General features: G+C 69.0%; 17 protein-coding genes. 6 read left to right on the top strand and 11 right to left on the bottom strand.

Annotated elements, in window-relative coordinates:
* Positions 1–269: 269 nt before the first annotated feature.
* Positions 270–1,427 carry a 4-phosphoerythronate dehydrogenase PdxB gene (gene pdxB / locus ACRYRV_RS13265; protein ID WP_444984796.1) on the bottom strand — a complete coding sequence of 386 codons (1,158 nt, stop codon included), beginning with the start codon at positions 1,425–1,427 and terminating at the stop codon, positions 270–272.
* Positions 1,428–1,520: 93 nt separating this feature from the next.
* Between pdxB and ACRYRV_RS13260 the strand changes: the two genes are divergently transcribed.
* On the top strand, positions 1,521–1,802 hold the full coding sequence (locus tag ACRYRV_RS13260; RefSeq protein ID WP_253443983.1) for a hypothetical protein: 282 nt from the start codon (positions 1,521–1,523) through the stop codon (positions 1,800–1,802).
* Between the two features lie 3 nt (positions 1,803–1,805).
* On the opposite strand, the gene ACRYRV_RS13255 is transcribed toward ACRYRV_RS13260, so the two are convergent.
* On the bottom strand, positions 1,806–2,153 hold the full coding sequence (locus ACRYRV_RS13255; protein WP_444984797.1) for a glutaredoxin family protein: 348 nt from the start codon (positions 2,151–2,153) through the stop codon (positions 1,806–1,808).
* 168 nt (positions 2,154–2,321) lie between these two features.
* Complete coding sequence (gene rlmKL / locus ACRYRV_RS13250; protein WP_444984798.1) at positions 2,322–4,499, bottom strand: bifunctional 23S rRNA (guanine(2069)-N(7))-methyltransferase RlmK/23S rRNA (guanine(2445)-N(2))-methyltransferase RlmL; 2,178 nt, start codon at positions 4,497–4,499, stop codon at positions 2,322–2,324.
* Between the two features lie 243 nt (positions 4,500–4,742).
* Between rlmKL and rmf the strand changes: the two genes are divergently transcribed.
* Positions 4,743–4,949, top strand: a complete 207-nt coding sequence (rmf, locus tag ACRYRV_RS13245) for a ribosome modulation factor (protein WP_253443991.1) — start codon at positions 4,743–4,745, stop codon at positions 4,947–4,949.
* Positions 4,950–5,038: 89 nt separating this feature from the next.
* Here the strand turns inward: rmf and ACRYRV_RS13240 are convergent, their stop codons facing one another.
* The 5 genes from ACRYRV_RS13240 to ACRYRV_RS13220 form a co-directional block, all read right to left on the bottom strand.
* Entirely contained in the window at positions 5,039–6,061 is a 1,023-nt protein-coding gene (locus tag ACRYRV_RS13240; RefSeq protein ID WP_444984799.1) for a quinone-dependent dihydroorotate dehydrogenase, read from the bottom strand.
* Positions 6,062–6,205: 144 nt separating this feature from the next.
* The gene (locus ACRYRV_RS13235) at positions 6,206–11,044 is read right to left on the bottom strand and encodes an NAD-glutamate dehydrogenase (protein WP_444984800.1); all 4,839 of its coding nucleotides are present in this window, start codon (positions 11,042–11,044) and stop codon (positions 6,206–6,208) included.
* Positions 11,045–11,220: 176 nt separating this feature from the next.
* Positions 11,221–12,327: a tRNA (uridine(54)-C5)-methyltransferase TrmA gene (gene trmA / locus ACRYRV_RS13230; RefSeq protein WP_444984802.1), complete on the bottom strand. Its 1,107-nt coding sequence runs from the start codon at positions 12,325–12,327 to the stop codon at positions 11,221–11,223.
* Positions 12,328–12,370: 43 nt separating this feature from the next.
* Positions 12,371–13,150 (bottom strand): glutamate racemase, encoded by a 780-nt coding sequence (gene murI / locus ACRYRV_RS13225; protein ID WP_309635534.1) that lies wholly within the window; start codon positions 13,148–13,150, stop codon positions 12,371–12,373.
* Between the two features lie 142 nt (positions 13,151–13,292).
* Positions 13,293–13,841, bottom strand: a complete 549-nt coding sequence (locus ACRYRV_RS13220) for a hemerythrin domain-containing protein (protein ID WP_299312895.1) — start codon at positions 13,839–13,841, stop codon at positions 13,293–13,295.
* 177 nt (positions 13,842–14,018) lie between these two features.
* On the opposite strand from ACRYRV_RS13220, the gene ACRYRV_RS13215 reads away from it, so the two are divergent.
* Entirely contained in the window at positions 14,019–15,362 is a 1,344-nt protein-coding gene (locus tag ACRYRV_RS13215) for a replication-associated recombination protein A (protein ID WP_444984803.1), read from the top strand.
* Positions 15,363–15,459: 97 nt separating this feature from the next.
* On the opposite strand, the gene lolA is transcribed toward ACRYRV_RS13215, so the two are convergent.
* Positions 15,460–16,101: an outer membrane lipoprotein chaperone LolA gene (lolA, locus tag ACRYRV_RS13210; protein WP_309635532.1), complete on the bottom strand. Its 642-nt coding sequence runs from the start codon at positions 16,099–16,101 to the stop codon at positions 15,460–15,462.
* Positions 16,102–16,250: 149 nt separating this feature from the next.
* On the bottom strand, positions 16,251–19,532 hold the full coding sequence (locus ACRYRV_RS13205; RefSeq protein WP_444984804.1) for a DNA translocase FtsK: 3,282 nt from the start codon (positions 19,530–19,532) through the stop codon (positions 16,251–16,253).
* Positions 19,533–19,686: 154 nt separating this feature from the next.
* Between ACRYRV_RS13205 and aat the strand changes: the two genes are divergently transcribed.
* From aat to infA, 3 genes are all read left to right on the top strand, one after another.
* On the top strand, positions 19,687–20,430 hold the full coding sequence (gene aat / locus ACRYRV_RS13200) for a leucyl/phenylalanyl-tRNA--protein transferase (RefSeq protein ID WP_444984805.1): 744 nt from the start codon (positions 19,687–19,689) through the stop codon (positions 20,428–20,430).
* A 21-nt stretch (positions 20,431–20,451) separates the two neighbouring features.
* Positions 20,452–21,189 (top strand): arginyltransferase, encoded by a 738-nt coding sequence (locus tag ACRYRV_RS13195; RefSeq protein ID WP_444984806.1) that lies wholly within the window; start codon positions 20,452–20,454, stop codon positions 21,187–21,189.
* 117 nt (positions 21,190–21,306) lie between these two features.
* Complete coding sequence (gene infA / locus ACRYRV_RS13190; RefSeq protein WP_010627817.1) at positions 21,307–21,525, top strand: translation initiation factor IF-1; 219 nt, start codon at positions 21,307–21,309, stop codon at positions 21,523–21,525.
* A 112-nt stretch (positions 21,526–21,637) separates the two neighbouring features.
* Here infA and clpA read toward each other — a convergent pair whose 3' ends face one another.
* Positions 21,638–23,914, bottom strand: coding sequence for an ATP-dependent Clp protease ATP-binding subunit ClpA (clpA, locus tag ACRYRV_RS13185; protein ID WP_309635528.1), 2,277 nt, complete (start codon positions 23,912–23,914; stop codon positions 21,638–21,640).
* Positions 23,915–23,968 lie beyond the last annotated feature (54 nt).

Raw genomic sequence — 23,968 nt, 5'->3', positions numbered from 1 at the left:
CGAGCCACGAGGCCGGTCAGGTAGCGTGCCCTGTACCAGGTGGGCAATCCCGACCGGTGCTGGAACGCCCTGCTATCGGAACGAGGGAATCGGCCTATTTCGACCACTGTCATTGATGGGCTCTCTATCTGGGTGCAACCGACACCTTGCGCACCTGCGAAGGCTTGGCACTCGGTTACCATAGCGCGCCAGCCCCCAGCATGCAGCCGAGCCCAAGCGATCTTGACAAAGGTTTGCATTGGCCGGCGCGCCGGACCGAAGCCGACGACTCAGGCCAGCCGAAAGCCAGCCCCCGCCAGCAGCGCGCTCAGGCCCTCGGCCTCCTCGACCAGGGCGACTTCCAGGGTGGAAAACTCCCGGCGCAGGGGGTAGTTCGCCCGGCAGGCGTCGAAGCCCTTGGCCATGCCCTGACGGCGGCTTTCACGCCGCAGGCTGTCGTGGTCCCGGCGCACATCGTGAACGGCGCGGAGGCAGAGCCGCAGCGCTTCCTCGGGCTCGAGGCCCGGACCCAGCGCCAGGCGGCGCAGGGGCGGGGAAGGCAGCAGCGCATCGAGGGTGACCCGAGCGGGGAGCCCGAGCTCACGGCAGAGCGCTCGGTAGACCATATGGGTGCCGCGCCGCTTGCCGTCCAGGCTGTGGCCGGCGATATGGGGCGTGGCGATCTCGGCCAGGTCGCACAGGGCGGCGTCGATGGCGGGCTCGTTTTCCCAGACGTCGAGCACCGCGCTGATATCGCCCTCCCCGGCCAGCCGCTGGCGCAGCGCCGCGCCGTCGACGCAGTCGCCGCGGCCGGCATTGAGCAGCACGGTGCCCGGCGCCAGCTCGGCGATCGCCTCGGCGTCAAGCAGGTGATGGGTGGCATGGGGCCCCTCGCGCACCAGCGGGGTATGCAGGCAGAGCACGTCGCACTCGTCGATCAGCGTCTCGAGGTCGACGAAGCCGGACAGAGATTGCCCCGCGGCACTCTCTGCCGTGACCCTGGGCGGGTCGCAGGCCAGGCAGTCGATGCCCATGGCGGCGAGGCGGCCCAGCAGGCGCCCGCCCACGTTGCCGGCGCCCACAACGCCCACCCGCCGCTCGGTGAGCCGCCACCCCTGGCGCTCGGCCAGGGTGGCGAGGCTGCCGAGCACATGGTCCACCACCGCCTCGGCGTTGCAGCCCGGGGCGCTGGCGAAGGCGATGCCCCGCTCGGCAAGCAGCGCGGTCTCGATATGGTCGGTGCCGATGGTGCAGGTACCGACGAAGCGCAGCCGGTTCGCCTGGGCCAGCAGCGCTTCATCCACCCGGGTGATGGAGCGCACCACCAGGGCATCGACATCACGCAGGTCATGGGCCGTGATCTCACGCCCCGGCCGGCGGATCAGCTCACCCAGCGCGCCTAAGCAGGCCTCGGCGGCCGGGACATCGGCATCGACAAGGATTCGCATGGTCTCTTGTTCCCATTTCTCAGGCGATTACAATACTCACCAACCTACCATCCCCCCGCCACCATGGGGAGCCTCGATCCGCCAGGAGCCCTGATGATCATCCGCTGGGAAACCGACCATGACTATGTGCTGGTGCATATCCATCAGGACATGTTCGGCGACTGGATCTTCAGCCGCGCCTGGGGACAGATCGGCACTCAGTTCGGCGGGCTCAAGCACCAGCTGGCCGATGATCATGACCAGGCGATGATGTGGCTGGCCGATGAGGCCACCATCCAGGCCTCCCGGGGCTTTCGCAAGGTGCTGGAGGTGGAGGACGAAAGCCCCGAGGGGCGCGAGGCGGTCAGCCAGCTCTCGCTCCTCGACGCCCTCTAGGCGCTAACCCAGGTAGCGCCGCCCGTCACGCATCTCGGCCCCGCGCACCTCGCGGGGCGGCGCCTCGCCTTCCAGCTGGCGGCGCAGCGCCTCCCAGGCGGACGTATCCAGCCAGCCCCGCGCCTCCAGCCAGGCGGCCAGGCGCGGCGCGTCGAAGCCGCGATCCAGCTCCTGGCCCTCGGCGTCCGCCAGCACCGGAATGCGCACCCCGTAGCGCTCCATCAGGGCGTCGTCCTCGCTGATCTCGACCCGCTCCAGGCAGTAGTCGCCGGGGCAGAGGGTGGCCAGTAGCGCCTCGAGCTGATGGCAGAGGTGGCAGCCCAGGGTGGTGTAGAGCGTCAGGCGGATCATGCGCGCACCTCCCGATGGCGAATCAGGAAGACGTGGTGCAGGTCGGGGTTGCGATTGCAAAGTAAAAAGCGGGTCGAAGGTCTCATGCCGCTTCCTCACGGTGGCGAATCACGAAGACGTGGTGCAGGTCGGGGTTGCGATTGCAAAGTAAAAAGCGGGTCGAAGGTCTCATGCCGCTTCCTCACGGTGGCGAATCACGAAGACGTGGTGCAGGTCGGGGTTGCGATTGAAATCCGGGTCGAAGGTCTTCGCCGAGATCTCCTCCACCGCGTAGTGCTCCGCCAGGTCGGCATCCAGCTTGAAGCGGCGCTGGTTGTTGGAAAATACCAGGGTGCCTCCCGGCGCTAGCCGCGCCATGGCCAGGCGCACCAGGCGGCCGTGGTCGCGCTGCACGTCCAGGGTGTCCGCCATCTTCTTGGAGTTGGAGAAGGTGGGCGGGTCCATGAAGATCAGGTCGAACTGCGCCCCGGCGGTCTGCAGCCAGCGCAGGCAGTCGTCGCGCACCACCCGATGGCGGCCGGGGTCGAGGCGGTTGAGGGCGAAATTGTCCCGGGCCCACTCCAGGTAGGTGTTGGAGAGGTCCACGCTGACGCTCTCGCTGGCCCCGCCCAGGGCCGCCTGCACCGTGGCGGTGGCGGTATAGCAGAAGAGATTGAGAAAGCGCTTGCCGGCCGCCATCTCGCGCAGCATCCGCCGCACCGGCCGGTGGTCCAGAAAGAGACCGGTATCCAGGTAGTCACGCAGGTTGACCCACAGTCGCGCCGGGCCCTCGCACACCTCGAAGCGCTCGCCGGTGGCGGCCTGCTTCTGGTACTGGGCTCGGCCGCTCTGGCGCTCCCGGCGCTTGACCACCACCCGGGCCGGGTCGACCTCGAGCACCTCGGGGATCACCGCCAGCGCCTCGAAGAGCCGCTTCTGGGCCTGGGCGGCATCCACCGACTTCGGGGCCGCATACTCCTGCACGTGGACCCGGTCGCCGTAGACGTCGATAGCCAGGGCGTACTCCGGCATGTCGGCATCGTAGAGGCGGTAGCAGGTCTCGCCGCTCTTCTTGAGCCACTTCTTCAGCCGCCGGCGATTCTTCTCCAGGCGGTTGGCCAGCATCTGGGCCCCATCCGAGCGCCGCGGTGCCTCCTGCGACTCGCCGGCCCTCTCGCCCTCCTCGGGCACCGCCATCAGCAGCAGCTTCGCCTCCAGGGGGCCGTTGCGCAGGGCGTACTGCTTGTGGGCCCGCAGGCCGATGCGGTGGCCGAGATCCGGATTGGCGGTAAAGACCGCCAGCTGCCAGCCGGGGAAGGCCGCCTTCACCCGTTCGCCCAGGCGCGCATAGAGGGTCACCAGCTCGGGGAGTTCGCCGAGGCGCTCCCCGTAGGGGGGGTTGGTGACCACAAGGCCCGGCAGGCCGGGCAGCCCCGCAGGGCGCGCCAGCTCGCCTAGCCCCGCCCCCTCGAGGGTGATGAGCGCCGGAATGCCGGCGCGCATGGCGTTGGCCTTGGCCGCGGCGAGCGCCGCCGGGCTCTGGTCGAAGCCGTAAAAGTGCGACCGGCAGCGCCTGCGGCCGATGCCGGCCCGGGCTTCGGCCTCGCGCTTCAGCTCGCGCCAGGCCGCCTCGTCGTGGCCCATCCAGCCGTGGAAGCCGAAGCGCTCGCGCATGAGGTTGGGGGCCATGTCGGCGGCCATCATGGCCGCCTCGATCAGCAGGGTCCCGGCGCCGCACAGGGGGTCCACCAGGGGCGCTCCCTGGCGCGCCAGGGCCGGCCAGCCGGCGCGCACCAGCAGGGCCGCGGCCAGGTTCTCCTTGAGCGGCGCATGGCCCACGTCGCGGCGGTAGCCGCGGCGGTGCAGGCTCTGGCCGGAGAGGTCGATGCCGAGCGTCAGCCGGCCGCGATGGAGGTGGGCGTAGAGGCGTAGGTCGGGCTGCTTCAGCTCCACGGAGGGACGCGGCAGCCCCGCCGCCTGGAGGCGGTCGACCACCCCATCCTTGACGGTCTGGGCCCCGAAGCGGGTGTGGCGAATGGCATCGCTGCGCCCGTGGAAGTCCACCGCCAGGGTACTGCCCGGAGTGAGGTGGCGCGCCCAGTCGATGCCCGTGACGGCAGCGCGCAGCTGCTCGGGGGTCTCGATGCCCTCTTCCCGAGCCAGGCAGAGCACCACCCGGTTGGCCAGGCGCGACCAGAGGCAGAGGCGATAGGCCGCGACCAGGTCGGCACTCAGGTTGACCCCGCCCACCGTGGTCTTGCCGGGCTCGCCGCCAAGCTCGGCGATCTCCTCGGCCAGCAGCAGCTCCAGCCCCTGGGGACAGGTGGCAAGAAGGTCCAGCGGGGCGTCGTGTCGTGGGGCGTTCATGATGTGATACCGGCTAACAGATGGATGGGTCTCCGCCATGACAGGCGGGTGAACGTGCAGTTACAAATCGGGGGTCGACAAGCCTGTTCGAAGTGGGCTATCAATAGCTCAGTAGCTACTGAAACACGCATGCGTTTCCTGTCAATGGGCTTGCCGCTTTACCCAGCGAGTCCCTTGCACGTTACGGTGCCCCCTGCGCCAGCGGAGGGCACCAGTCAGATACCTTATCAAGAGGTAGTCCGAATGAAACGACAGAAACGTGATCGCTTCCAGCGTGCCTACATTCATGGCTACAAGGCAGGTGTCTCAGGTCGCTCCCGCGATGATTGTCCCAGTCAGGACGTCAATCTACGCGAATACTGGATGAGCGGTTGGCGTGAAGGTCGTGGGGATCAATGGGCCGGCATGACTGGCGTCTCCGGCATCCACAAGAACCCCATGGTGATGTGAACCCACTACTCCTATCCTCTTTCATCGACTCTTGCAGAGGTTCACTCCCCATCGAGCCCGTGGCAAACGCCACGGGCTTTTTTGGGTCCTCAGTCAGCGCCCTTCCCCCGCAGCGCCCGGGCACACTCGCCTACCAGGGCGGGGCCCCGATAGATGAAGCCCGAATAGAGCTGCACCAGGTCGGCGCCGGCCTCGCGCTTGGCCAGCGCCGCCGCGCCGCTGTCGATGCCGCCAACGCCGATGATCGGCATCTCCGGAAGCCGCCGACGCAGCTCGCGGATCACCGCATTGGAGGCCTCGAACACCGGCCGACCGGAGAGCCCTCCGGCCTCCTCGGCGTGGGGCAGCCCCGCCACCGCCTCCCGGGCGATGGTGGTATTGGTGGCGATCACCGCATCGATGGCGTTGTTGGCCAGGCACTGGGCCACCAGGCCGACCTCCTCGGCGTCCATGTCCGGGGCGATCTTCACCGCCAGGGGGACCCGCCGGCCGCTCTCGCGGTCCAGGCGGCTCCCCTCCTCGCGCAGCGCCGAGAGCAGGCCATCGAGCTGCTCGCCGAACTGCAGGTTACGCAGCCCCGGGGTATTGGGCGAGGAGATGTTCACGGTGATGTAGTGGGCGTGGGCGTGCACCTTGCCGAGGCAGGCTAGGTAGTCGTCCACCGCCCGCTCCACCGGCGTGGTGAGGTTCTTGCCGATATTGATGCCGATCACGCCGTCATAGCGGCTCGCCTTGACCCGCTCGACCAGGTGGTCGACCCCGGCGTTGTTGAACCCCATGCGGTTGATGATGGCGCCGGCCTCGGGCAGGCGGAAGAGCCGCGGCCGCGGGTTGCCCGCCTGAGCCTTGGGGGTCACGGTGCCCACCTCGACGAAGCCGAAGCCCAGCGCCCCCAAAGCGTCCAGGTGGTCGGCGTTCTTGTCGAGGCCGGCGGCCAGGCCCACTCGGTTGGGGAAACGCAGCCCCATCAGCTCCACCGGGTCCTCGACGCGCGCGCCGCCGAGGCGGCCCGCCAGCCCCAGACGCGCGGCGGCATCGAGGCCCCTGAGGGCGACCCCGTGGGCGGTCTCGGCATCGAGGCGAAAGAGGAGCGAGCGGGCGAGGGAATACATGGCATCTCCGAGGTGACGATGGCAGACAGGCAGGAAAGCGAGCGGGCGAGAGTATAGCAGCGCCCCCGGCCCATGACGACGAACCCCGCCGATGGGCGGGGTTCGCGTTTCACGGGCCGGCCACGGGGCCAAGCCACCAGGGCCTCACTCCTGCCGGCTGCTCTCGGCGAGGTCCACCAGCTCACGCACGGCCACGGCAAACAGCGGGAAGCCGCCCTGGGTACCGCTGCCCACCTGCTCCAGCAGGCGACACCAGCGGCTGTGCATGTCGGCATTCTGCTCCAGCCACCGATCGACCCGCTCGGCGCCGGCCTGGGCACCCCCTTCCATTTCCAGCACGCTGACGGTGAGCGCCAGCTGCTGACGGTCGACGTCGTCGCGGAAGGTATCCCGAGCCTGGGCCTGCCAGCTGTCGCGGACCTTGAGCGCGGTGATCTGGCCGATCAGCCACGGCAGCTCCAGGCGAGAGCCGATCTCGTAGAAGACCTCGGCCACCTTCTGCGGCTTCTCGTTGGTCTGGCGGGCCGCCTGGATGATGCCGAGGCCGGCATAGAGGCTCCCCGCCGCGGCCACGCTGGCGGCCAGCGCCTCGGGCACCCCGGCCTCGATGAGCTCCGCACGCCGCGCCTCCCAGGCCTCGAGCTCCTCGCCGCGCAGCCGCTTGCCGACCCCCTCCCGGAGCTGGGCCAGGCGCGGGGCAAAGTAGTCGATAAGGTCGAGGGTATCCGGCCCCAGCCGCGCCCGCACGAACCAGCGGGTCGCCCGGCGAATCAGCCGCATCAGGTCCAGCATCATGCCGTACTGCACCTGGCTCGCCACCTGGTTATCCAGCGCCTCGATCTGCTCCCAGAGCTGGTCGAGCTGGAACACCTCCCGGGCGATGACATAGGCGCGGGCGATCTCGGCGCGGCTGGCGCCGGTGGCATCGATCAGCCGGCGCACGAAGACGATGCCCATATGGTCGACCAGGTCACAGGCCACCTGGGTGGCGACGATCTCCCGCTTCAGGCGGTGCTCATACAGCTCGTCGCGGTAGTGCTTGACCAGCACGGCGGGGAAGAGACGCTCCACGTGGCGCTCCATGACGGCGTCATCGGGCACGTCGGAGGTGATGAGGTCGCCCTTGAGCACGCTCTTGGCGTAGGAGATCAGCACCGCCAGCTCCGGCAGCAGCATGCCCTGCTGGGCGGCCGCGCGCTCTTCCAGCACCTCGTCGGCGGGCAGGAACTCCAGTTCCCTATCCAGCAGGCCCTGGGCCTCCAGCTCGCTGATGAAGCGGCGGAAGGGGCCGATCCCCTCCCGGGAGAGCCGCTCGGCCAGGTCCAGCGCCTGGGTCTGGCGATAGTTGTCCCGCAGCACCAGCTCGGAGACCTCGCCGGTCATGTCGGCCAGCAGCTGGTTGCGCTGCTTGTCGGTCATATCCCCGCGCTTGACCACCTCATCGATCAGGATCTTGATATTGACCTCGTGGTCGGAGCAGTTCACCCCGCCGGCGTTATCGATGAAGTCGGTATTGAGTCGCACGCCCCGGGCCGCTGCCTCCATCCGACCACGCTGGGTGAAGCCGAGGTTGCCCCCTTCGCCCACCACCCGGCAGTTGAGCTCGCCACCGTTGATGCGCAGGGCGTCATTGGCCTTGTCACCCACGTCGGCGTCGCTCTCGGCGCTGCCCTTGACGTAGGTGCCGATCCCGCCGTTCCAGACCAGATCGACCTCGGACCTGAGCATGGCGCGAATCAGCTCGCTGGGCGAGAGCCGCTCCTCCCGGATCCCGAAGCGCTGCTTCATCTGCTTGGAGATCGGGACCGACTTGGCGCTGCGTTTGAAGACCCCGCCCCCCTCGGAGATCAGGCTGGCATCGAAGTCCTCCCAGCTCGACCTCGGCATCTCGAAGAGGCGCTTGCGCTCGGCGAAGGTGGCCGCGGCATCGGGGTCGGGGTCGACGAAGATATGCAGGTGGTTGAAGGCGCCCACCAGGCGAATCCGATCGGAGAGCAGCATGCCGTTGCCGAAGACATCGCCGCCCATGTCGCCGATGCCCACCACGGTGAACTCGTCCTGCTGGGTGTTGACGCCGAGGTTGCGGAAGTGGCGCTTGACCGACTCCCAGGCCCCCTTGGCGGTGATCCCCATCTTCTTGTGGTCGTAGCCGTTGGCCCCCCCGGAGGCGAAGGCGTCGCCCAGCCAGTGGCCATACTCGGCGGAGATCGCGTTGGCGATATCGGAGAAGGTGGCGGTGCCCTTGTCCGCCGCCACCACCAGGTAGGGATCATCCTCGTCGTGGCGCACCACCGCCCTGGGCGGCACCACCTCCCCCCCCTTGAGGTTGTCGGTGACATCCAGCAGGGCGCGGATGAAGGTCTTGTAGCACTCCACCCCCTCGCGCTGGAAGGCCTCGCGGTCGCCCTCGGGCAGGCGCTTGCAGACGAAGCCCCCCTTGGCGCCCACCGGCACGATCACCGAGTTCTTCACCTGCTGGGCCTTGACCAGGCCGAGCACCTCGGTGCGGAAATCCTCCAGGCGATCGGACCAGCGCAGCCCGCCCCGAGCCACCTTGCCGCCGCGCAGGTGTACCCCCTCCAGACGCGGCGAGCAGACGAAGATCTCGAAGGCCGGCCTGGGTTTCGGCATGCCGGTCACCCGGCCGGGCTCCAGCTTGAAGGCGATGTAGTCCTTGGGCCCGCCATCCTCGCGGGTCTGGTAGTAGTTGGTGCGCAGGGTGGCCTGGATCAGCTCCAGGTAGCGGCGCAGCAGCTGATCATCGTTGAGGCTCGCCACATCCTCGAGCAGGCGATGGATACGCTCGATGCAGGCCTCCACCTCACCCTCGGCAGGGCGCTCCTCGGGGTCGAAGCGCAGCTCGAAAAGGGTCACCAGCTCCCGGGTGATCTCGGGATGGCTGGCCAGGGTGGCCGCCATGTACTCCTGGGAGACACCGAAGCGAATCTGCTTCAGGTAGCGGGCGTAGGCGCGCAGCATGGCGACTTCCCGCCAGTCGAGGTTGGCGCCGATGATCAGGCGGTTGAAGGCGTCGTTATCCGCCTCGCCGACCCAGATACGCTGGAAGGCCTCGATGAAGGGCTTGCGCATCTCCTGGAGGTTCACCTCGGCGCTGGTGTGGTGTTCCAGGTCGAAGTCATGGATCCAGTAGTCGGCATCGGTCGCCTTGATCTCGTAGGGGCGCTCGCCGATCACCCGCAGCCCCAGGTTCTCCATCATCGGCAGCACGTCGGAGAGCGGGATCGGCACCTCGCGGTGGAACAGCTTGAGGTTGACTCCGCTGCCCTCCTCTTCTACCAGCCGGTAGAGCGACAGCGAGAGCGGCGCGCCCTCGTCCAGCTCGCCGATATGCTGGAGGTCATAGACCGCGGTGCGGGCGCTGAAGTCATCCCGGTAGCTGGCCGGGAAACCGTTGCGGAAGCGGTCCATCAGCCGGTTGGCACTCTCCTCGCCGAAGCCCTCCACGCAGGCGGCCTGGAGATCATCGCGCCAGTTGCGGGCCAGCTTGGCCAGCTTGGCCTCCAGGCGCTTGAGGTCGTAGGCCACCGGGCGGTCGCCCTTGAAGCGCAGGATGAACTGGATGCGCGCCAGCACCGACTCGGAGAGGTAGGTATTGAAGTCGCCGAAGGTGGCGTCGAGCTCCTCGCAGAGCATCTCCTGAATTCGCACGCGCAGCTCGGTGGAGAAGACGTCTCGGGGCACGAAGGCCAGGCAAGAGTAGAAGCGCCCGGGACGGTCCTCGCGGATAAAGAGCCTGACCCGGCGCCGCTCGCGGATGCTGAGGATGCCCAGGGCCGTCTGGGCCAGCTCCCCGGTGTCGATCTGAAAGAGGTCATCGCGGGGATAGACCTCGAGGATGTGCAGCAGATGCTTGCCGTTGTGCCCCTTGGGATTGAAGCCGGCGATCTCCATCACCGCCTTGAGCTTGCGGCGCAGGATCGGCACGTTGCGCGGCGACTCGTTGTAGACGGTGGCGGTGAAGAGCCCCAGGAAGCGGTGCTCGCCGACCAGGTTACCCTGCTCATCGTAGCGGTCGATGGAGATATAGTCGGGATAGGTGGGGCGGTGCACCCGGGCATGGTGGGCGCTCTTGGAGAAGGTCAGCAGCTCCGGGACCAGCACGAAGCGGCCATCCTCGACCCCGAGCTCGGTGCGGATGCGCTCCCGGTAGCGGGGCTGGTCGAGGCGGAACACCCCGAGCTCGCTGCCGTCGGCCTTGGCCAGCTGCTGCTTGCCCCCCTTGTCGACGGTCTCGTAGGCGTCATAGCCGAGGAAGGTGAAGTTGTCGCGCAGCAGCCACTCGAGAAAGGCCACCGCCTCCGCATGGGCCTCCGGGTCGGTCTGAGCCGGGCAGCCGGCGCGCAGCTCCTCCAGAGCCACCTTGACCCGCTCGCGCATCGGCTCGAAGTCGGCCACCGCGGTGCGCACGTCCACCAGCACTTCGTGGATGCTGGCCTGCAGCTCCGCCAGCACCGCCGGGTCGGAGTGGCGATCGACCTCGATGACGATCAGCGACTCCCGACCCTCGGGGGCGTCGGCCGCCCGGGGGCTGGCCACCCGGACGAGATGGTGGTCGGCGCCCCGCTCGGTGGCCAGCACGGCGTTGTGGATGGCATGCACGGTGATGCCGCGGCGGTTGAGCTCGATGCGCACCGAGTCCACCAGGAAGGGCATGTCGTCATGCAGCACCGCCACGAAGGTATGGGAGGACTGCCAGCCGTGCTCCTCGAAGTCCGGGTTGAAGACCCGCACCTTGGGTTCGGCCACGTCGAAATTCTGAAGAAAGTGCCACACCGAGAGGGTGGCACCGTAGAGGTCATCCAGGCGTCGGCTCTCGAGGTCGTCGAAGGGCACGGAGGCGTAGAAGTAGCGGGCAAAGGCCTCCACCTCCGCCGCCTTGCCCGCTTCCAGGCGGGCGGTCAGCCGCTCGGCGAGCTGCTTGAGAAAATCCTGTCTGGCGTCGTCGTTCGCAACGTGCTGCATCCTTCACCTCGTGCCTGGGGCCGCCGCGGCGACCGGAAGTGTTCGACACGGCGCCCGAAGGGGCGCCCTGGCGTCAGCTTACGCCACTCTCCGGCCCGGCCCCAGCGGCATACCGCCATGCTCATGGAGCATGACGGTTGGGCATCGAGGCTTGACAGATGCGACCAAGGTCGACGTCAGCCCTTTCGCTCCAGCAGCACGCCACACTCGCAGTGGTGGGTCCAGGGAAACTGGTCGAACAGCGCCAGGCGCGTGATGCGGTGGGTCTCGGTCAGCAGCGCCAGGTTGTCCTCCAGCGTATCCGGATTACATGAAATATAGACGATGCGGGCGTAGCCGCTGAGCTGGCGGCAGCTCGCCTCGTCCAGACCGGCCCGGGGCGGGTCCACCAGCACGGTGGTGAAGTCGTAGTCGTCCAGAGCCCACTCCGTCACCCGGCGCCCGCCCTTCTCGCCCTGGAGCGCCTGGGCAAACTCCTCGGCGGACATCCGCCCCACGGTGACATTCTCGAGGCCGTTGGCGGCCAGGTTCTCCCGGGCGCTGGCCACCGAGGTGCGCGAGATCTCGGTGGCAAGCACCCGGCGGAAGTTCTCGGCCAGGGCCACGGTAAAGTTGCCGTTGCCGCAGTAGAGCTCCACCAGGTCGCCGTCCCGGCTGTCCCGGGTGACCTCCCGGGCCCAGGTCAGCATCGAGCGGCAGATCTCGGCATTGGGCTGGGTGAAGCTGTTCTCCACCTGCTGGTAGACGAACTCACGCCCCTCCACCTCGAGCCGCTCCCAGACGTGGTCACGCTCGAGCACCAGGCGCTGCTTGCGGGAGCGGCCGATGATCATCACGCCCAGGGTCTCCTGCAGGCGGCGCGCCTCGGCCTCCCAGGCCTCGTCCAGGGGTCGGTGGTAGATCAGGGTCACCAGGGCCTCGCCGGCGAGGGTGGTCAGGAACTCCACCTGGAAGAGCCGGCGACGCAGCAGCGGCACGTCACGGATGGCGTCGAGCAGCGCCGGCATCAGCGCATTGATGCGCCGGCTGGCCACCGGGTAGTCATCCAGGCGCACCACGGTCTTCTTTTTGGGATCCGCCGAGTCCACCTCGAACATCGCATAGAAGAGATCCTCCCCCTCGTGCCAGATCCGGAACTCGCAGCGCTGGCGATAGTGGCTGGGCGGCGAGGGGTAGACCTCCAGCGCCGGCGGCGAGAAGCGGGCGAACTGCTCGGTGATGCGCTGGCGCTTCGCCTCGAGCTGCTGGTCATAGCGGGCAGGGTCGACAACGGGAATGGCCAAGAAGCCTCCTTCGGAAAATGGAGAAAAAAGAAGATCGGTCGCGTCAGGGGACCCGCAGCAGCTGCGGGGGAGCGAAGCCGAAGTGCGCCAGGCCGTCGGCCAGCCGCGGATCCCTGGCGGTGGCGAAGCTCTCGCCCGGGCCCCGGTGCGACGCCACGCCGGCCGCCACCTGGGCGGTGCGCCGGGCGATGGCCTCGCTGGAGTCGACCCAGGCGATCTCACGGGGCGCCGCGGCGGCCAGGACGTCGCGCAGCAGGGGAAAATGGGTACAACCCAGCACCACGGTATCCAGCGCCGGGTCCTCCCACAGCGGCGCCAGGGCCTGGCGAACCACCTCGGCGTCGGGCGTCTCTCCGGCCAGCCAGCGCTCGGCCTCCCGCACCAGGGCGTCGGCGGCCACCCGGGTCACCCGGCAGTGGGCCGCAAAGGTCTCGATCAGGCGCAGGGTGTAGGGGCGGGCCACGGTGGCACTGGTCGCCAGCAGGCCGATATGGCCACTGCGCGACAGCGCGGCGGCGGGCTTGATGGCCGGAACGGTACCCACCACCGGTACCGAGAGCCGGCTGCGCAGGGCATCCAGCGCCAGGGTGCTGGCGGTATTGCAGGCCACCACCAGGGTAACGCAGCCGCTGGCGGCCACCGCCGCTTCACAGACCGCCAGGATGCGCCGGACCAGCCAGCTATCCTCGCGCACCCCGTAGGGGAGCATGGCGTTGTCGCAGGCGTAGGCCAGGGCCGCCTCGGGCAACCGATGGCGCAGGGCCGCCACCACGGAGAGACCGCCAGCGCCGGAGTCGAAGACCAGGATGGGCCCCAGGCTCACGCCTCACCCCGCGCTTGACCCTGTGGCAGCGGAGAGCAAGGGCGGCAGTGGCTGAGGGGAGAGAGGCGTGGGGAAGACATGACGAGGCACCGGCTGGAGTTGGCACCATTCTACCCCAGCCGGTCCTCTCTGGCAGCCCGGGTCAGGCGGGCTCGGGCGCCTCGCGAAGCTCCGCGTAGAGTTCGGGATAGACCTCCTGGAGGCGCTCGAGCTCGGCCGCCGCCCCCTCGGGCAGGGCTTCGGCAAGACGGTCCATGTCCGCTTCGTTGAAGTGCCGGCGGATCAGCGGGAAGAGCAGCGCCTGCTCGTCGCGCAGGTAGGCGCGATGGGCATCCAGGTAGGCCTTGAGGTCGTCGGCGAAGCGATCCATGGGAATCACCGCATCCATCAGGATCATGTCGATATCGCTGGAGAGACGGCCCAGCTGGGCCTTCAGCGCCTGGTAGTCCGCCGCCAGGCGCTCGGTGACCTTGCGGCTTTCCGGGTCCACTTCCGCCAGGCGTTCGCTGAACAGCCGCTCCAGAGGCAGCGTAAAGCCCTCCATGTAGTCGAGGATGTAGTCGACCACCTCGCGCACCAGCTGAAAGTTGGGCCGCTCACCGCCGGCCAGGGTCTTATGCTTCAGCTGCAGAACGTGCAACATGCGCGCCATGTTGGCATGATCCAGACGCAGTTGGGTCAGCACGGGCATGTCGGGCCCTCCTGTGTAGTGACATCTGTGGAGTGAGGCAGAGCAAAGGCACACTCATCATTGGATGCGCCATCCGGGATGGGGTTCATCGACTGCCTGGCCAGCGATGAGTCACCCCCACTCTAGCAGCCGGGCCGAGAACCTGCCGCTGCCATAGGTCAACGAAAGGAGCTTGCCATGGACCTCTTTGCCGATGAGCACGAGCCCGGCGCCCCCCTGGCCTGGCGCATGCGGCCGCGGCGACTGGCCGACTACGTGGGACAGCGGGCGCTGGTGGGGCCTGGCAAGCCCCTGGCGCGCATGGTGGAGACCGGCGTGGTGCGCTCCATAATCCTGTGGGGACCGCCCGGCACCGGCAAGACCACCCTGGCCGAAATCCTGGCCGCCGAGTCCGGCGCCGAGCTGGAGCAGCTCTCCGCGGTGATGGCCGGCGTCAAGGAGATCCGCGCCGCGGTGGAGCGGGCCAGGGCCCGCCAGGCCCACGGCCAGGCGACGCTGCTCTTCCTCGACGAGATCCATCGCCTCAACAAGAGCCAGCAGGACGCCCTGCTGCCTCACGTGGAGTCGGGCCTGCTGACCCTGATCGGCGCCACCACCGAGAACCCCTCCTTCGAGGTCAACTCGGCGCTGCTCTCCCGGGCCCGGGTCCATGTGCTCAAGTCGCTGGAGGAGGCGGAGCTGATGGAAGTGCTCAGGCGTGCCCTGAGCGATGACGCCCGGGGCCTCGGGGCGCGCCGCCTGCGGGTCGATGACGAGGTGCTCGCCCTGCTGGCCCGGGCCGCCGCCGGCGACGCCCGCCGCGCCCTGGGGCTCCTGGAGAGCGCCTGCGACTTTGCCGAACCCGACGCCGAGGGCGGCGAGGTACTGCATCGGGAAGCGCTGGCAGACGTGCTGGGCCACCAGGCCAGCGCCTTCGACAAGCAGGGCGACCACTATTACGACCTGCTCTCGGCGATCCACAAGTCGGTGCGCTCCTCGCGCCCCGACGCGGCCCTGCTCTATATCGCCCGCTTCGTGCAGGGCGGCGGCGACCCCCTGGACGTGGTCCGACGCTTGGCCGCCATCGCCTCCGAGGACGTGGGCAATGCCGACCCCCGCGCCCTGCCCCTGGTGATGGCCGCCTGGGACGCCTACCTGCGCCTGGGTGACTACGAGGGGCAGCGCGCCATCGCCCATGCCGCCATCCACCTGGCGGTGGCCCCCAAGAGCAACGCCATCGACCAGGCCTGGAAGCGAGCCCAGGCCCTGGCGGCCGGCCAGCCCCGGCTCGAGGTGCCCGGCTACCTGCGCAACGCCCCGACGAAGCTGATGGAGAGCCTGGGCCACGGCCGGGGCTACCGCTACGCCCATAGCGAACCCCACGGCTACCCCGCCGGCAGCGCCCACGACTGCTGGCCCGAGGACGTGCCCCGAGAGCGCCTCTACCGGCCGACGGAGCAGGGCCAGGAGAAGCGCTACGGCCAGCTGATGGCCTGGCGGGAGCAGCTCGATGCCGAGGCGGACGGCGGTGACGGCGGGTAGGAGCGAGGGGGCGAGGCTGCCTACCCCCAAACGAAAGGAGCAAGCCAAGGGGGTTCCTTGAAGCTTGCTCCTTGTGGCTTGCTGCTGGCCGAAGGCCTTAGTGCGTATCGCGAATCACATCGGTCCCTTCGGGGATCTCGAAGACGAAGCGGCTCTCGTCGATGGCGTGGTTCATCTGCACATCGCGAAACTCGATGGCGGTACGCTGGCCGGTGCTGTCGGTCATCTGCAGGGTGCTCAGCGCGCCGCTGCGGAAGGTCATCTTCAGCTCCTCGAAGAGCGTATCCGGGTCCCTGGGCAGCAGGGTGAAGGTCTCGGCGCTGCCCTGCTGCTGACGGGAGACCTCGTAGCTGTCGGTCAGGTCGCTGGCGCTCCCGGAAAGCAGCAGGGCCGGGGTGTGGGTCACCCGCTGGTCGAGCACCTGGATGGTCGCCTGCTCGAGGTCCGGGTCATGGAGCATCACCTCCTCGCCGTCGGAGATCACCTCCTGCAGGTAGGGGGCCTCCACCTCCCAGCGGAACTTGCCGGGACGCGAGAGCCACATCTGGCCGCGGGCCTCCTGAAGGCGCTCGCCGCTGGCGTCGAGGATCTGCTGATCGAAGCGCGCCTCGTAGGTCTGAAGCGGCTCCAGCAGGCGGTTGAGGCGCTCTGCCCCGTCGCTGGCCAGCGCTGCCAGCGGCATGGCGATGGGCGCTACAACAAGCAAGGCGATGGCGGCAAGGCTCTTCTTCACTGTCATGTCTCTCTCTCCCTGGACGGTTCCCTGTGGAATCCTGTCCTTCGGACTGCGAAAGCGCCGGCGGGTTGCGGGCCCGCCGGCGCTTTCATGCTGGTTGCATGGTTGAATGCAGGCGTCTCCCCCTGGAGACGCCTGGGCGGGCCTCCCCGCTAGTCGCCCCCCGCCCGCGGCGCCAGCACCTCACGGGAGCCGTTGGTGCCCATGGTGGAGACGACCCCGGCCATCTCCATGGCTTCCACCAGGCGCGCCGCCCGGTTGTAGCCGATCTTGAAGCGACGCTGCACCGCCGAGATCGAGGCCCGGCGAGAGTCGATGACGAACTGCACCGCCTCGTCGTAGAGGGCGTCCTGCTCGGCATCGTCGCCGTCGCCTGCGCCCTCGGCCTCGAGGCCCGCCAGCGCCTCGGCGGAGACCCCGCCGGAGAGAATCTCCTCGATATACTCGGGTTCGCCGCGACGCTTCCAGTCCTCCACCACCCGGTGGACCTCATCATCGTCGACGAAGGCGCCGTGTACCCGGGTCGGCAGGCCGGAGCCCGCCGGCAGGTAGAGCATGTCGCCGTGGCCCAGCAGGTTCTCGGCACCGCCCTGGTCGAGGATGGTGCGCGAGTCGATCCGCGAGGAGACCTGAAAGGCCATGCGCGTGGGGATATTGGCCTTGATCAGACCGGTGACCACGTCCACCGAGGGGCGCTGGGTGGCGAGTATCAGGTGGATGCCGGCGGCCCGGGCCTTCTGGGCCAGGCGGGCGATCAGCTCCTCCACCTTCTTGCCGACGATCATGAACATGTCGGCGAACTCGTCGACCACCACCACGATATAGGGCAGCTTCTCCAGCACCGGCGGCGCCTGGTGCATCTCCCAGGGCTGCGGCTCCCAGAGGGGGTCGGCCACCTGGGCGCCGGCCTCCTCCGCCTCGTCGAGCTTGGCGTTGAAGCCGGCGATATTGCGCACCCCCATGGCGGCCATCAGCTTGTAGCGCCGCTCCATCTCGGCCACGCACCAGCGCAGGGCGTTGGCGGCCTCCTTCATGTCGGTGACCACCGGCGCCAGCAGGTGCGGGATGCCGTCATAGACCGAGAGCTCCAGCATCTTGGGGTCGACCATGATCAGGCGCAGCTCCCGGGGGGTCGCCTTGAGCAGCATGGAGATCAGCATGGCGTTGACGCCCACCGACTTGCCCGAGCCGGTGGTACCGGCCACCAGCAGGTGGGGCATCTTGCCGAGGTTGGCCACCACCGGGCCGCCGCCGATGTCCTGGCCCAGGGCCAGGGTCAGGGCGGAGTCGGGCTGCTGGTAGCGGTCGGAGTCGATCACCTCGCGCAGCCGGATCATGGCCCGGTGCGGGTTGGGGATCTCGATGCCCACCGTGGGACGCCCGGGGATCACCTCAACCACCCGCACGCTCTTGACCATCAGCGAGCGCGCCAGATCCTTGGCCAGGTTGCTGATCTTGGAGACCTTTACCCCGGCGGCCGGCTTGATCTCGAAGCGGGTGATCACCGGTCCCGGCCAGGTATCGACCACCTCCGCCTTGACGCCGTATTCGCGCAGGCGCACCTCGAGAAGCTCGGCCATCTCGGCCAGCTGCTCGGCGCTGTAGTTCTGCTGCTGGGGCTCCGGCGGCGTCAGCAGGCGCAGGCTGGGCAGGTCGCCCTCGGGCTCCGGCATGTCGTCCAGCACCGGCCGCTGGTTCTGCAGGTGCTCCACGGTCCAGAGACGCATGCCCGGCTCGTCGGCGGCCTCCCGCCCCTGCTCGGCGGTGGCCAGCCGCGCAGCGGCGGGCTCCTCGGCGGAGTCCTCCCGCTCATCCTGTGACGGCCCGGCGTCCTCCGGGGCCTCCTCGGGCTCCGGCGGCTGCAGCACCGCCGTACGGGCCTCGGCCGGACGGGAGGGCGGCATGGCGGGAGTACGGCGCTCACCATCGGACTCCTCGGCCACCGCCGGCTCATCCCAGGAGAGGCGTGGCTCCTCATCGCCGGTGCCGTCCCATTCGCCCTCCGGGGCGTCGCCCAGCCCGGGCTCCCGGCGCTCGGCGGGCCGCGGGGGGGGCTCGGTCGCGGAACGACGGCCGCTGTCGGCGGCCTCGGGCATCGCCGCAGGCTCGGGCGCCGCCGCGGGCGCAGCGGGCTCCTCCACCGGCGCCGGCGCGGCCTCGTCACGGCTGGCCCGCAGCGCCTCGCCGCTCCAGGCGGTCAGGGGCTCATCATCATCCGGCAGCACGGGGTCGGGCACGCGCTCCGCCACCCGCGGCTCTGCGGCCGGCCCGGAAGCGGCGGTCGGCTCGGGAGCAGGCGGTTCGGGAACAGACGGCTCGGGAACAGACGGCTTGGAAGCGGCCGGCTCGGGAACCGGCGGCTTGGAAGCGGTCGGCTCGGCAGCAGGCGCCCCGGCATCCGGTGACTCGGCGGCGACCCGAGCAGAGGCGGCCGCCAGCCCACCGGCTACCGCCATGGCGGCACCGGTACGCTCCGCCGTCGTGGCCGACTGCTCCACGTAGGAGGCCCCGGACTGCTTGGCAGAGGGCGTGGTCTCGGGCACGTCCCAGGGAATCTCGGTATCGCCGTCACCGCCGAGGCCTGGCTCGCGCCGTGCAACGGCGGCGGCATCCGACTGCGAGGCACGTGGCCGGAGGCCGGGCAGCAGGCGCTGCCACCAGCGCGCCGACGCGCCGGCGCCCTCCTCGTTCGGGGCCACCGCCTCGCCCCGCTCCTCCTCGGCCTCCACGCCGGAGAGCTCGGGCTCGGCGGGCGGCGAGCGGGTAAAGGCGAAACGCTCGGCGAGCCAACCCCACAGCCGCACGGCGCGAAGGCCTATCTCGTCCATCACCGATAGCCAGGAGAGGCCGGTAAGGAGAGGCAGGCCGCAGAGCAGCGCCACCGTGGCCAGCAGGCCGGTGCCCCCGGTGCCGACCAGGGGCACCAGGGCGCCCACCAGGCCCTCCCCCAGGATGCCTCCCGACGAGTAGGGCAGCACCGTCTCCGCAGGGGGGCGGTAGAAGTGCAGCGCCCCCAGGGTGGTGGTGCCCAGCAGCAGCAGCACCAGGCCACCACCGCGTACCGCCAGGGCGGTGGCATCCCACTCCAGGTGCACCCCCTGCCTGGCCCGCAGCAGCCGCCAGGCGGCGAAGCCCAGCATGCCAGGCCACCAGAGGGCGCTGGCGCCAAACAGGGAATAGAGCACGTCGGAGAGCCAGGCGCCCACCGGCCCCATCCAGTTGTCGATGCGGGTCTCGGGGCCGCTGCGCGACCAGCCGGGGTCCCCGGGCTCGAAGCTGAACAGGGCCAAGAGCAGGAACACGCAGGCGGCCAGCAGCACGATGGCCACCCCTTCCCGCGCGGAGCCCTGCAGCCTGAGGCCGAAGCGCCTGGCCGTCTCCCTGGCCTGGGCCGCGTTTACCCGACGCGGCGAGGACTTCTTGTCGACACTCAAGTGCTCATCCCCCTTGCGCCACCGCTGGCGTCTTCCGGTTGATTGGCGCCAATCATACCGAGCCCGGCTCCCCCATCACAGTAGGGACGTTGCTCTCTTGAGCCGGGACGCGGCGGGCGGCACACTGGGCCCACGATTCCAAGGACCCCCGCCGATGCTGCCCTGGCTCTCCGAGCACCCGACCCGCTTCCCTCCCGTGGCCACGGCCTTGCGCGACCCGGATGGCCTGCTGGCCGCCGGCGGCGCCCTGAGCCCGGGCTGGCTGCTCGCCGCCTATCGCCGCGGCATCTTCCCCTGGTACAGCGACGATCAGCCGATCCTCTGGTGGAGCCCCGACCCGCGCATGGTGCTTTTTCCCGAGGCCCTCAAGGTGCGCCGCAGCCTGGCCAAGCGGCTGCGCCACGGCGGCTTCACGGTGACCGCCGACCGCGCCTTCGACGCCGTGATGAGCGCCTGCGCCGCCCCCCGTCAGGGGCAGCCCGGCACCTGGATCACCGACGAGATGCGCGAGGCCTATGGACGCCTGCACGCCCTGGGCGCGGCCCACTCGGTGGAGGTGTGGCACCAGGGCCGGCTGGCCGGCGGCCTCTACGGCGTGGCCCTGGGCCCGGTCTTCTTCGGCGAGTCGATGTTTACCCGAGTGCCCGACGCCTCCAAGGTGGCGCTGGTGCACCTGGCCCGGACCATGGCAGCGGCGGGCGGCCGGCTGATCGACTGCCAGATGCATACGCCACACCTGGCCAGCCTCGGCGCTCGGGATATCGCCCGCGCCGAGTTCATCGGCTATCTTGAGGAGTGGCTGGGCAAGCCGCCGCCGGTGGAGCCGGACGGCGTATGCTTCACCCCTGCCTGCTGGTCCTTCGCCGCCCTGGGCGAGCTTGGCGAAGGGCCCCAGTGACCGGAGCCGGAGAGACATGCCGTGAGCAGCAACGCCCCGCGCCAGCCCGTCAGGGACCTGCGCTTCTTTCTCACCGTCCCCCACGCCTGCAGCTACCTGCCGGGGCGCGAGGCCACGACGCTCTTCCTCGACCCCCAGGAGTCGCCCGGCCAGGGGGTCTATGACACCCTGGCGCTGCTCGGCTTCCGGCGCAGCGGCCGCCACCTCTACCGCCCCCACTGCGAGGGGTGCAGCGCCTGCATCTCGGTGCGCATCCCGGTAGCGGACTTCACGCCAAGCAGGAGCCAGCGGCGCCTGGCGAAACGCAACGCCGACCTCAGCCTGCACCTGAGGCCGGCCATCTACGACCCCGAGCACTATGCGCTCTATGCCCACTATATCCGCACGCGCCACGCCGACGGCGACATGTACCCGCCGAGCCACGAGCAGTACCGCACCTTCCTGACCCTCGACCAGGAGTACGCACGGCTGCTGGAGTTCCGCCTCGACGGCCGCCTGGTGGCCGTGACCGCCTTCGACCAGCTCGAGCACGGCCTCTCGGCGATCTACACCTTCTTCGATCCGGACCCGGCGCTCGAGCGACGCTCGCTCGGCACCTTCGCGGTCCTCACCCTGGTGGCCCAGGCGCATCGCCGAGGCCTGCCCCACCTCTATCTGGGCTACTGGATCCGCGAATGCCGCAAGATGGCCTACAAGCAGGCCTTCCAGCCCCTGGAGATGCTCGACGGCCGCCACTGGCGGCGCCTGATCGCACCCTGAACGGCGCCGTTCGTCGCCTTTCTTTGCCTTGCCGCCCGGCATGCGGCACAATATCGCGCTATTCTTTCAGGGCTTTCACCCTGTCTCTGTCTCATCCATCAGCGAGGAACCGCCTATATGGCACGTGAAGACCATATCGAAATGGAAGGCGTCGTCGTCGATACCCTTCCCAACACCACCTTCCGCGTCGAGCTGGAAAACGGCCACGTGGTGACCGCCCACATCTCCGGCAAGATGCGCAAGAACTACATCCGCATCCTCACCGGCGACAAGGTCAAGGTGGAACTGACGCCCTACGACCTGACCAAGGGCCGCATCGTCTACCGCTCCCGCTGATCCGCGGTCGAGCCCAGCGACCCGCTTCCCCCCATGGCATGACAACGATGGCATGACGACAACGCCCCGTCCGTAGACAGGGCGCTGTGTCGTGCGCGGGTATCAACCCGGCTCAGGGCGCGTCGGCCAGCTCCGCCTCCGTGGAGAGGTGCAGCTCGCCCTCCTCCACGCTGACGTGAACCACGCCGCCGTGCTCCGACAGCTCGCCGAAGAGGATCATCTCGGCCAGCGGCTTCTTGAGCTTCTCCTGAATCAGGCGCGCCATGGGGCGGGCCCCCATATCCGGGTCGTAACCCTTCTCGGCGAGCCAGTCCCGCGCGGCCAGGTCCACATCCAGCTGCACCCGCTTCTCGTCCAGCTGCGCCTGCAGCTCCACCAGGAACTTGTCCACCACGCTGCGCACCACCGCGACGGGCAGGGCGTGGAACTGGATGATGCCATCCAGGCGGTTGCGGAACTCCGGCGAGAAGGTCTTGCGGATCACCTCCATGGCATCGGTGGAGTGGTCCTGGGTCTGGAAGCCGATGGAGCGACGCGTGGCCTGCTCGACCCCGGCGTTGGAGGTCATGATCAGGATCACGTGGCGGAAGTCCGCCTCCCGGCCGTTGTTGTCGGTCAGGCGGCCGTGGTCCATCACCTGCAGCAGCAGGTTGAAGACCTCGGGGTGGGCCTTCTCGATCTCGTCGAGCAGCAGCACGCAGTGCGGATGCTTGGTGATCGCCTCGGTGAGCAGGCCGCCCTGGTCGTAGCCCACGTAGCCCGGCGGCGCGCCGATCAGCCGCGACACCGTGTGGCGCTCCATGTACTCGGACATGTCGAAGCGCACCAGCTCGATGCCCATGATCTTCGAGAGCTGGCGGGCCACCTCGGTCTTGCCCACCCCGGTGGGGCCGGCAAACAGGAAGCTGCCCACCGGCTTGTCCGGCGACTTGAGGCCGGCCCGGGAGAGCTTGATCGCCGCGGAGAGGCTGTCGATCGCCTCGTCCTGGCCGAACACCAGCATCTTGAGGTCGCGATCGAGGTTCTCGAGCAGCTTGCGGTCGGAGCTGGAGACGCTCTTCGGCGGGATCCGCGCGATGGAGGCCACCACCGCCTCGACCTGGGCGGTATCGATGGTGTCGATTCGCACCTCGGGCGGCAGCAGCCGCTGGTGGGCACCGGCCTCGTCGATCACGTCGATGGCCTTGTCGGGCAGGTGGCGATCGCTGATGTAGCGGTCCGCCAGCCGTGCCGCGCTCTCGAGTGCCGCATCGGTGTACTTGAGCCGATGATGCTCCTCGAAGCGCGAGCGCAGCCCCTTGAGGATGCGAATGGTGTCCTCCACCGAGGGGGCCGGCACATCGACCTTCTGGAAGCGACGGGCCAGGGCGCGGTCCTTCTCGAAGATGCCGCGATACTCCTGGAAGGTGGTGGAGCCGATGCAGCGCAGCTCGCCGGAGGAGAGCAGCGGCTTGAGCAGGTTGGAGGCATCCATCACCCCGCCCGAGGCGGCGCCGGCGCCGATCACGGTGTGGATCTCGTCGATGAAGAGGATGGCGTTGGGCTGCTTGCGCAGCTCCGCCAGGAGCCCCTTGAGGCGCTTCTCGAAGTCACCACGGTACTTGGTGCCGGCCAGCAGGGCGCCCATGTCCAGGGAGTAGACCACCGCATCGGCAATCACCTCGGGCACGTCCTCCTCGACGATGCGCTTGGCCAGCCCCTCGGCGATGGCGGTCTTGCCCACGCCGGCCTCGCCCACCAGCAGCGGGTTGTTCTTGCGCCGCCGGGCCAGGATCTGCACCACCCGCTCGAGCTCGTGCTCGCGGCCGATCAGCGGATCGATCTTGCCGATGCGCGCCTGCTCGTTGAGGTTGGTGGCATAGCCGGTAAGTGGATTGGCGCCGTTCTCGCTGCCGGCATCCTCGCCCTCCTCGGCATCCGAGGGGGACGCCGAGGGGTTCTGGCCGTGCCCGGCCACCTTGGAGATGCCGTGGGCGATATAGTTGACGGCGTCGACTCGCGCCACGTTCTGCTGCTTGAGGAAGTAGACCGCCTGGCTCTCCTGCTCGGAGAAGATCGCCACCAGCACGTTGGCGCCGGTCACCTCGCTCTTGCCGGAGGATTGCACATGGAAGACCGCACGCTGCAGCACGCGCTGGAAGCCCAGGGTCGGCTGGGTCTCGCGGTCGGCCTGATCCTCGGGAATCAGCGGGGTGGTGGAATTGATGAAATCCTGCAGATCGGAGCGCAGCTTGTCGAGGTTGGCCCCGCAGGCGCGCAGCACATCCGCCGCCGAGGCGTTATCAAGCAGAGCCAGCAGCAGGTGCTCCACGGTCATGAACTCGTGCCGCTTGGAGCGCGCCACGGTGAACGCCGTGTTCAGGGTCAGTTCAAGTTCTTTGCTCAGCATGGCAGTCCCCTTCTTGCCGCCCAGGGCTTTGCGTCGGATCTTTCGTCATCCGGC

Source organism: Halomonas mongoliensis (assembly GCF_052496345.1).
Note: the sequence above shows the minus strand (reverse complement) of the source record. Positions and strands in the feature narration are given on the sequence as shown.

Coding starts and splice junctions, on each gene's coding strand:
- ACRYRV_RS13240 (WP_444984799.1), bottom strand. CDS start 6,061: ATGTATTCCCTCGCCCGCTCGCTCCTCTTTCGCCTCGATGCCGAGACC.
- rlmKL (WP_444984798.1), bottom strand. CDS start 4,499: ATGAACGCCCCACGACACGACGCCCCGCTGGACCTTCTTGCCACCTGT.
- ACRYRV_RS13215 (WP_444984803.1), top strand. CDS start 14,019: ATGGACCTCTTTGCCGATGAGCACGAGCCCGGCGCCCCCCTGGCCTGG.
- rmf (WP_253443991.1), top strand. CDS start 4,743: ATGAAACGACAGAAACGTGATCGCTTCCAGCGTGCCTACATTCATGGC.
- infA (WP_010627817.1), top strand. CDS start 21,307: ATGGCACGTGAAGACCATATCGAAATGGAAGGCGTCGTCGTCGATACC.
- pdxB (WP_444984796.1), bottom strand. CDS start 1,427: ATGCGAATCCTTGTCGATGCCGATGTCCCGGCCGCCGAGGCCTGCTTA.
- aat (WP_444984805.1), top strand. CDS start 19,687: ATGCTGCCCTGGCTCTCCGAGCACCCGACCCGCTTCCCTCCCGTGGCC.
- ACRYRV_RS13255 (WP_444984797.1), bottom strand. CDS start 2,153: ATGATCCGCCTGACGCTCTACACCACCCTGGGCTGCCACCTCTGCCAT.
- ACRYRV_RS13220 (WP_299312895.1), bottom strand. CDS start 13,841: ATGCCCGTGCTGACCCAACTGCGTCTGGATCATGCCAACATGGCGCGC.
- lolA (WP_309635532.1), bottom strand. CDS start 16,101: ATGACAGTGAAGAAGAGCCTTGCCGCCATCGCCTTGCTTGTTGTAGCG.
- ACRYRV_RS13260 (WP_253443983.1), top strand. CDS start 1,521: ATGATCATCCGCTGGGAAACCGACCATGACTATGTGCTGGTGCATATC.
- clpA (WP_309635528.1), bottom strand. CDS start 23,914: ATGCTGAGCAAAGAACTTGAACTGACCCTGAACACGGCGTTCACCGTG.
- ACRYRV_RS13235 (WP_444984800.1), bottom strand. CDS start 11,044: ATGCAGCACGTTGCGAACGACGACGCCAGACAGGATTTTCTCAAGCAG.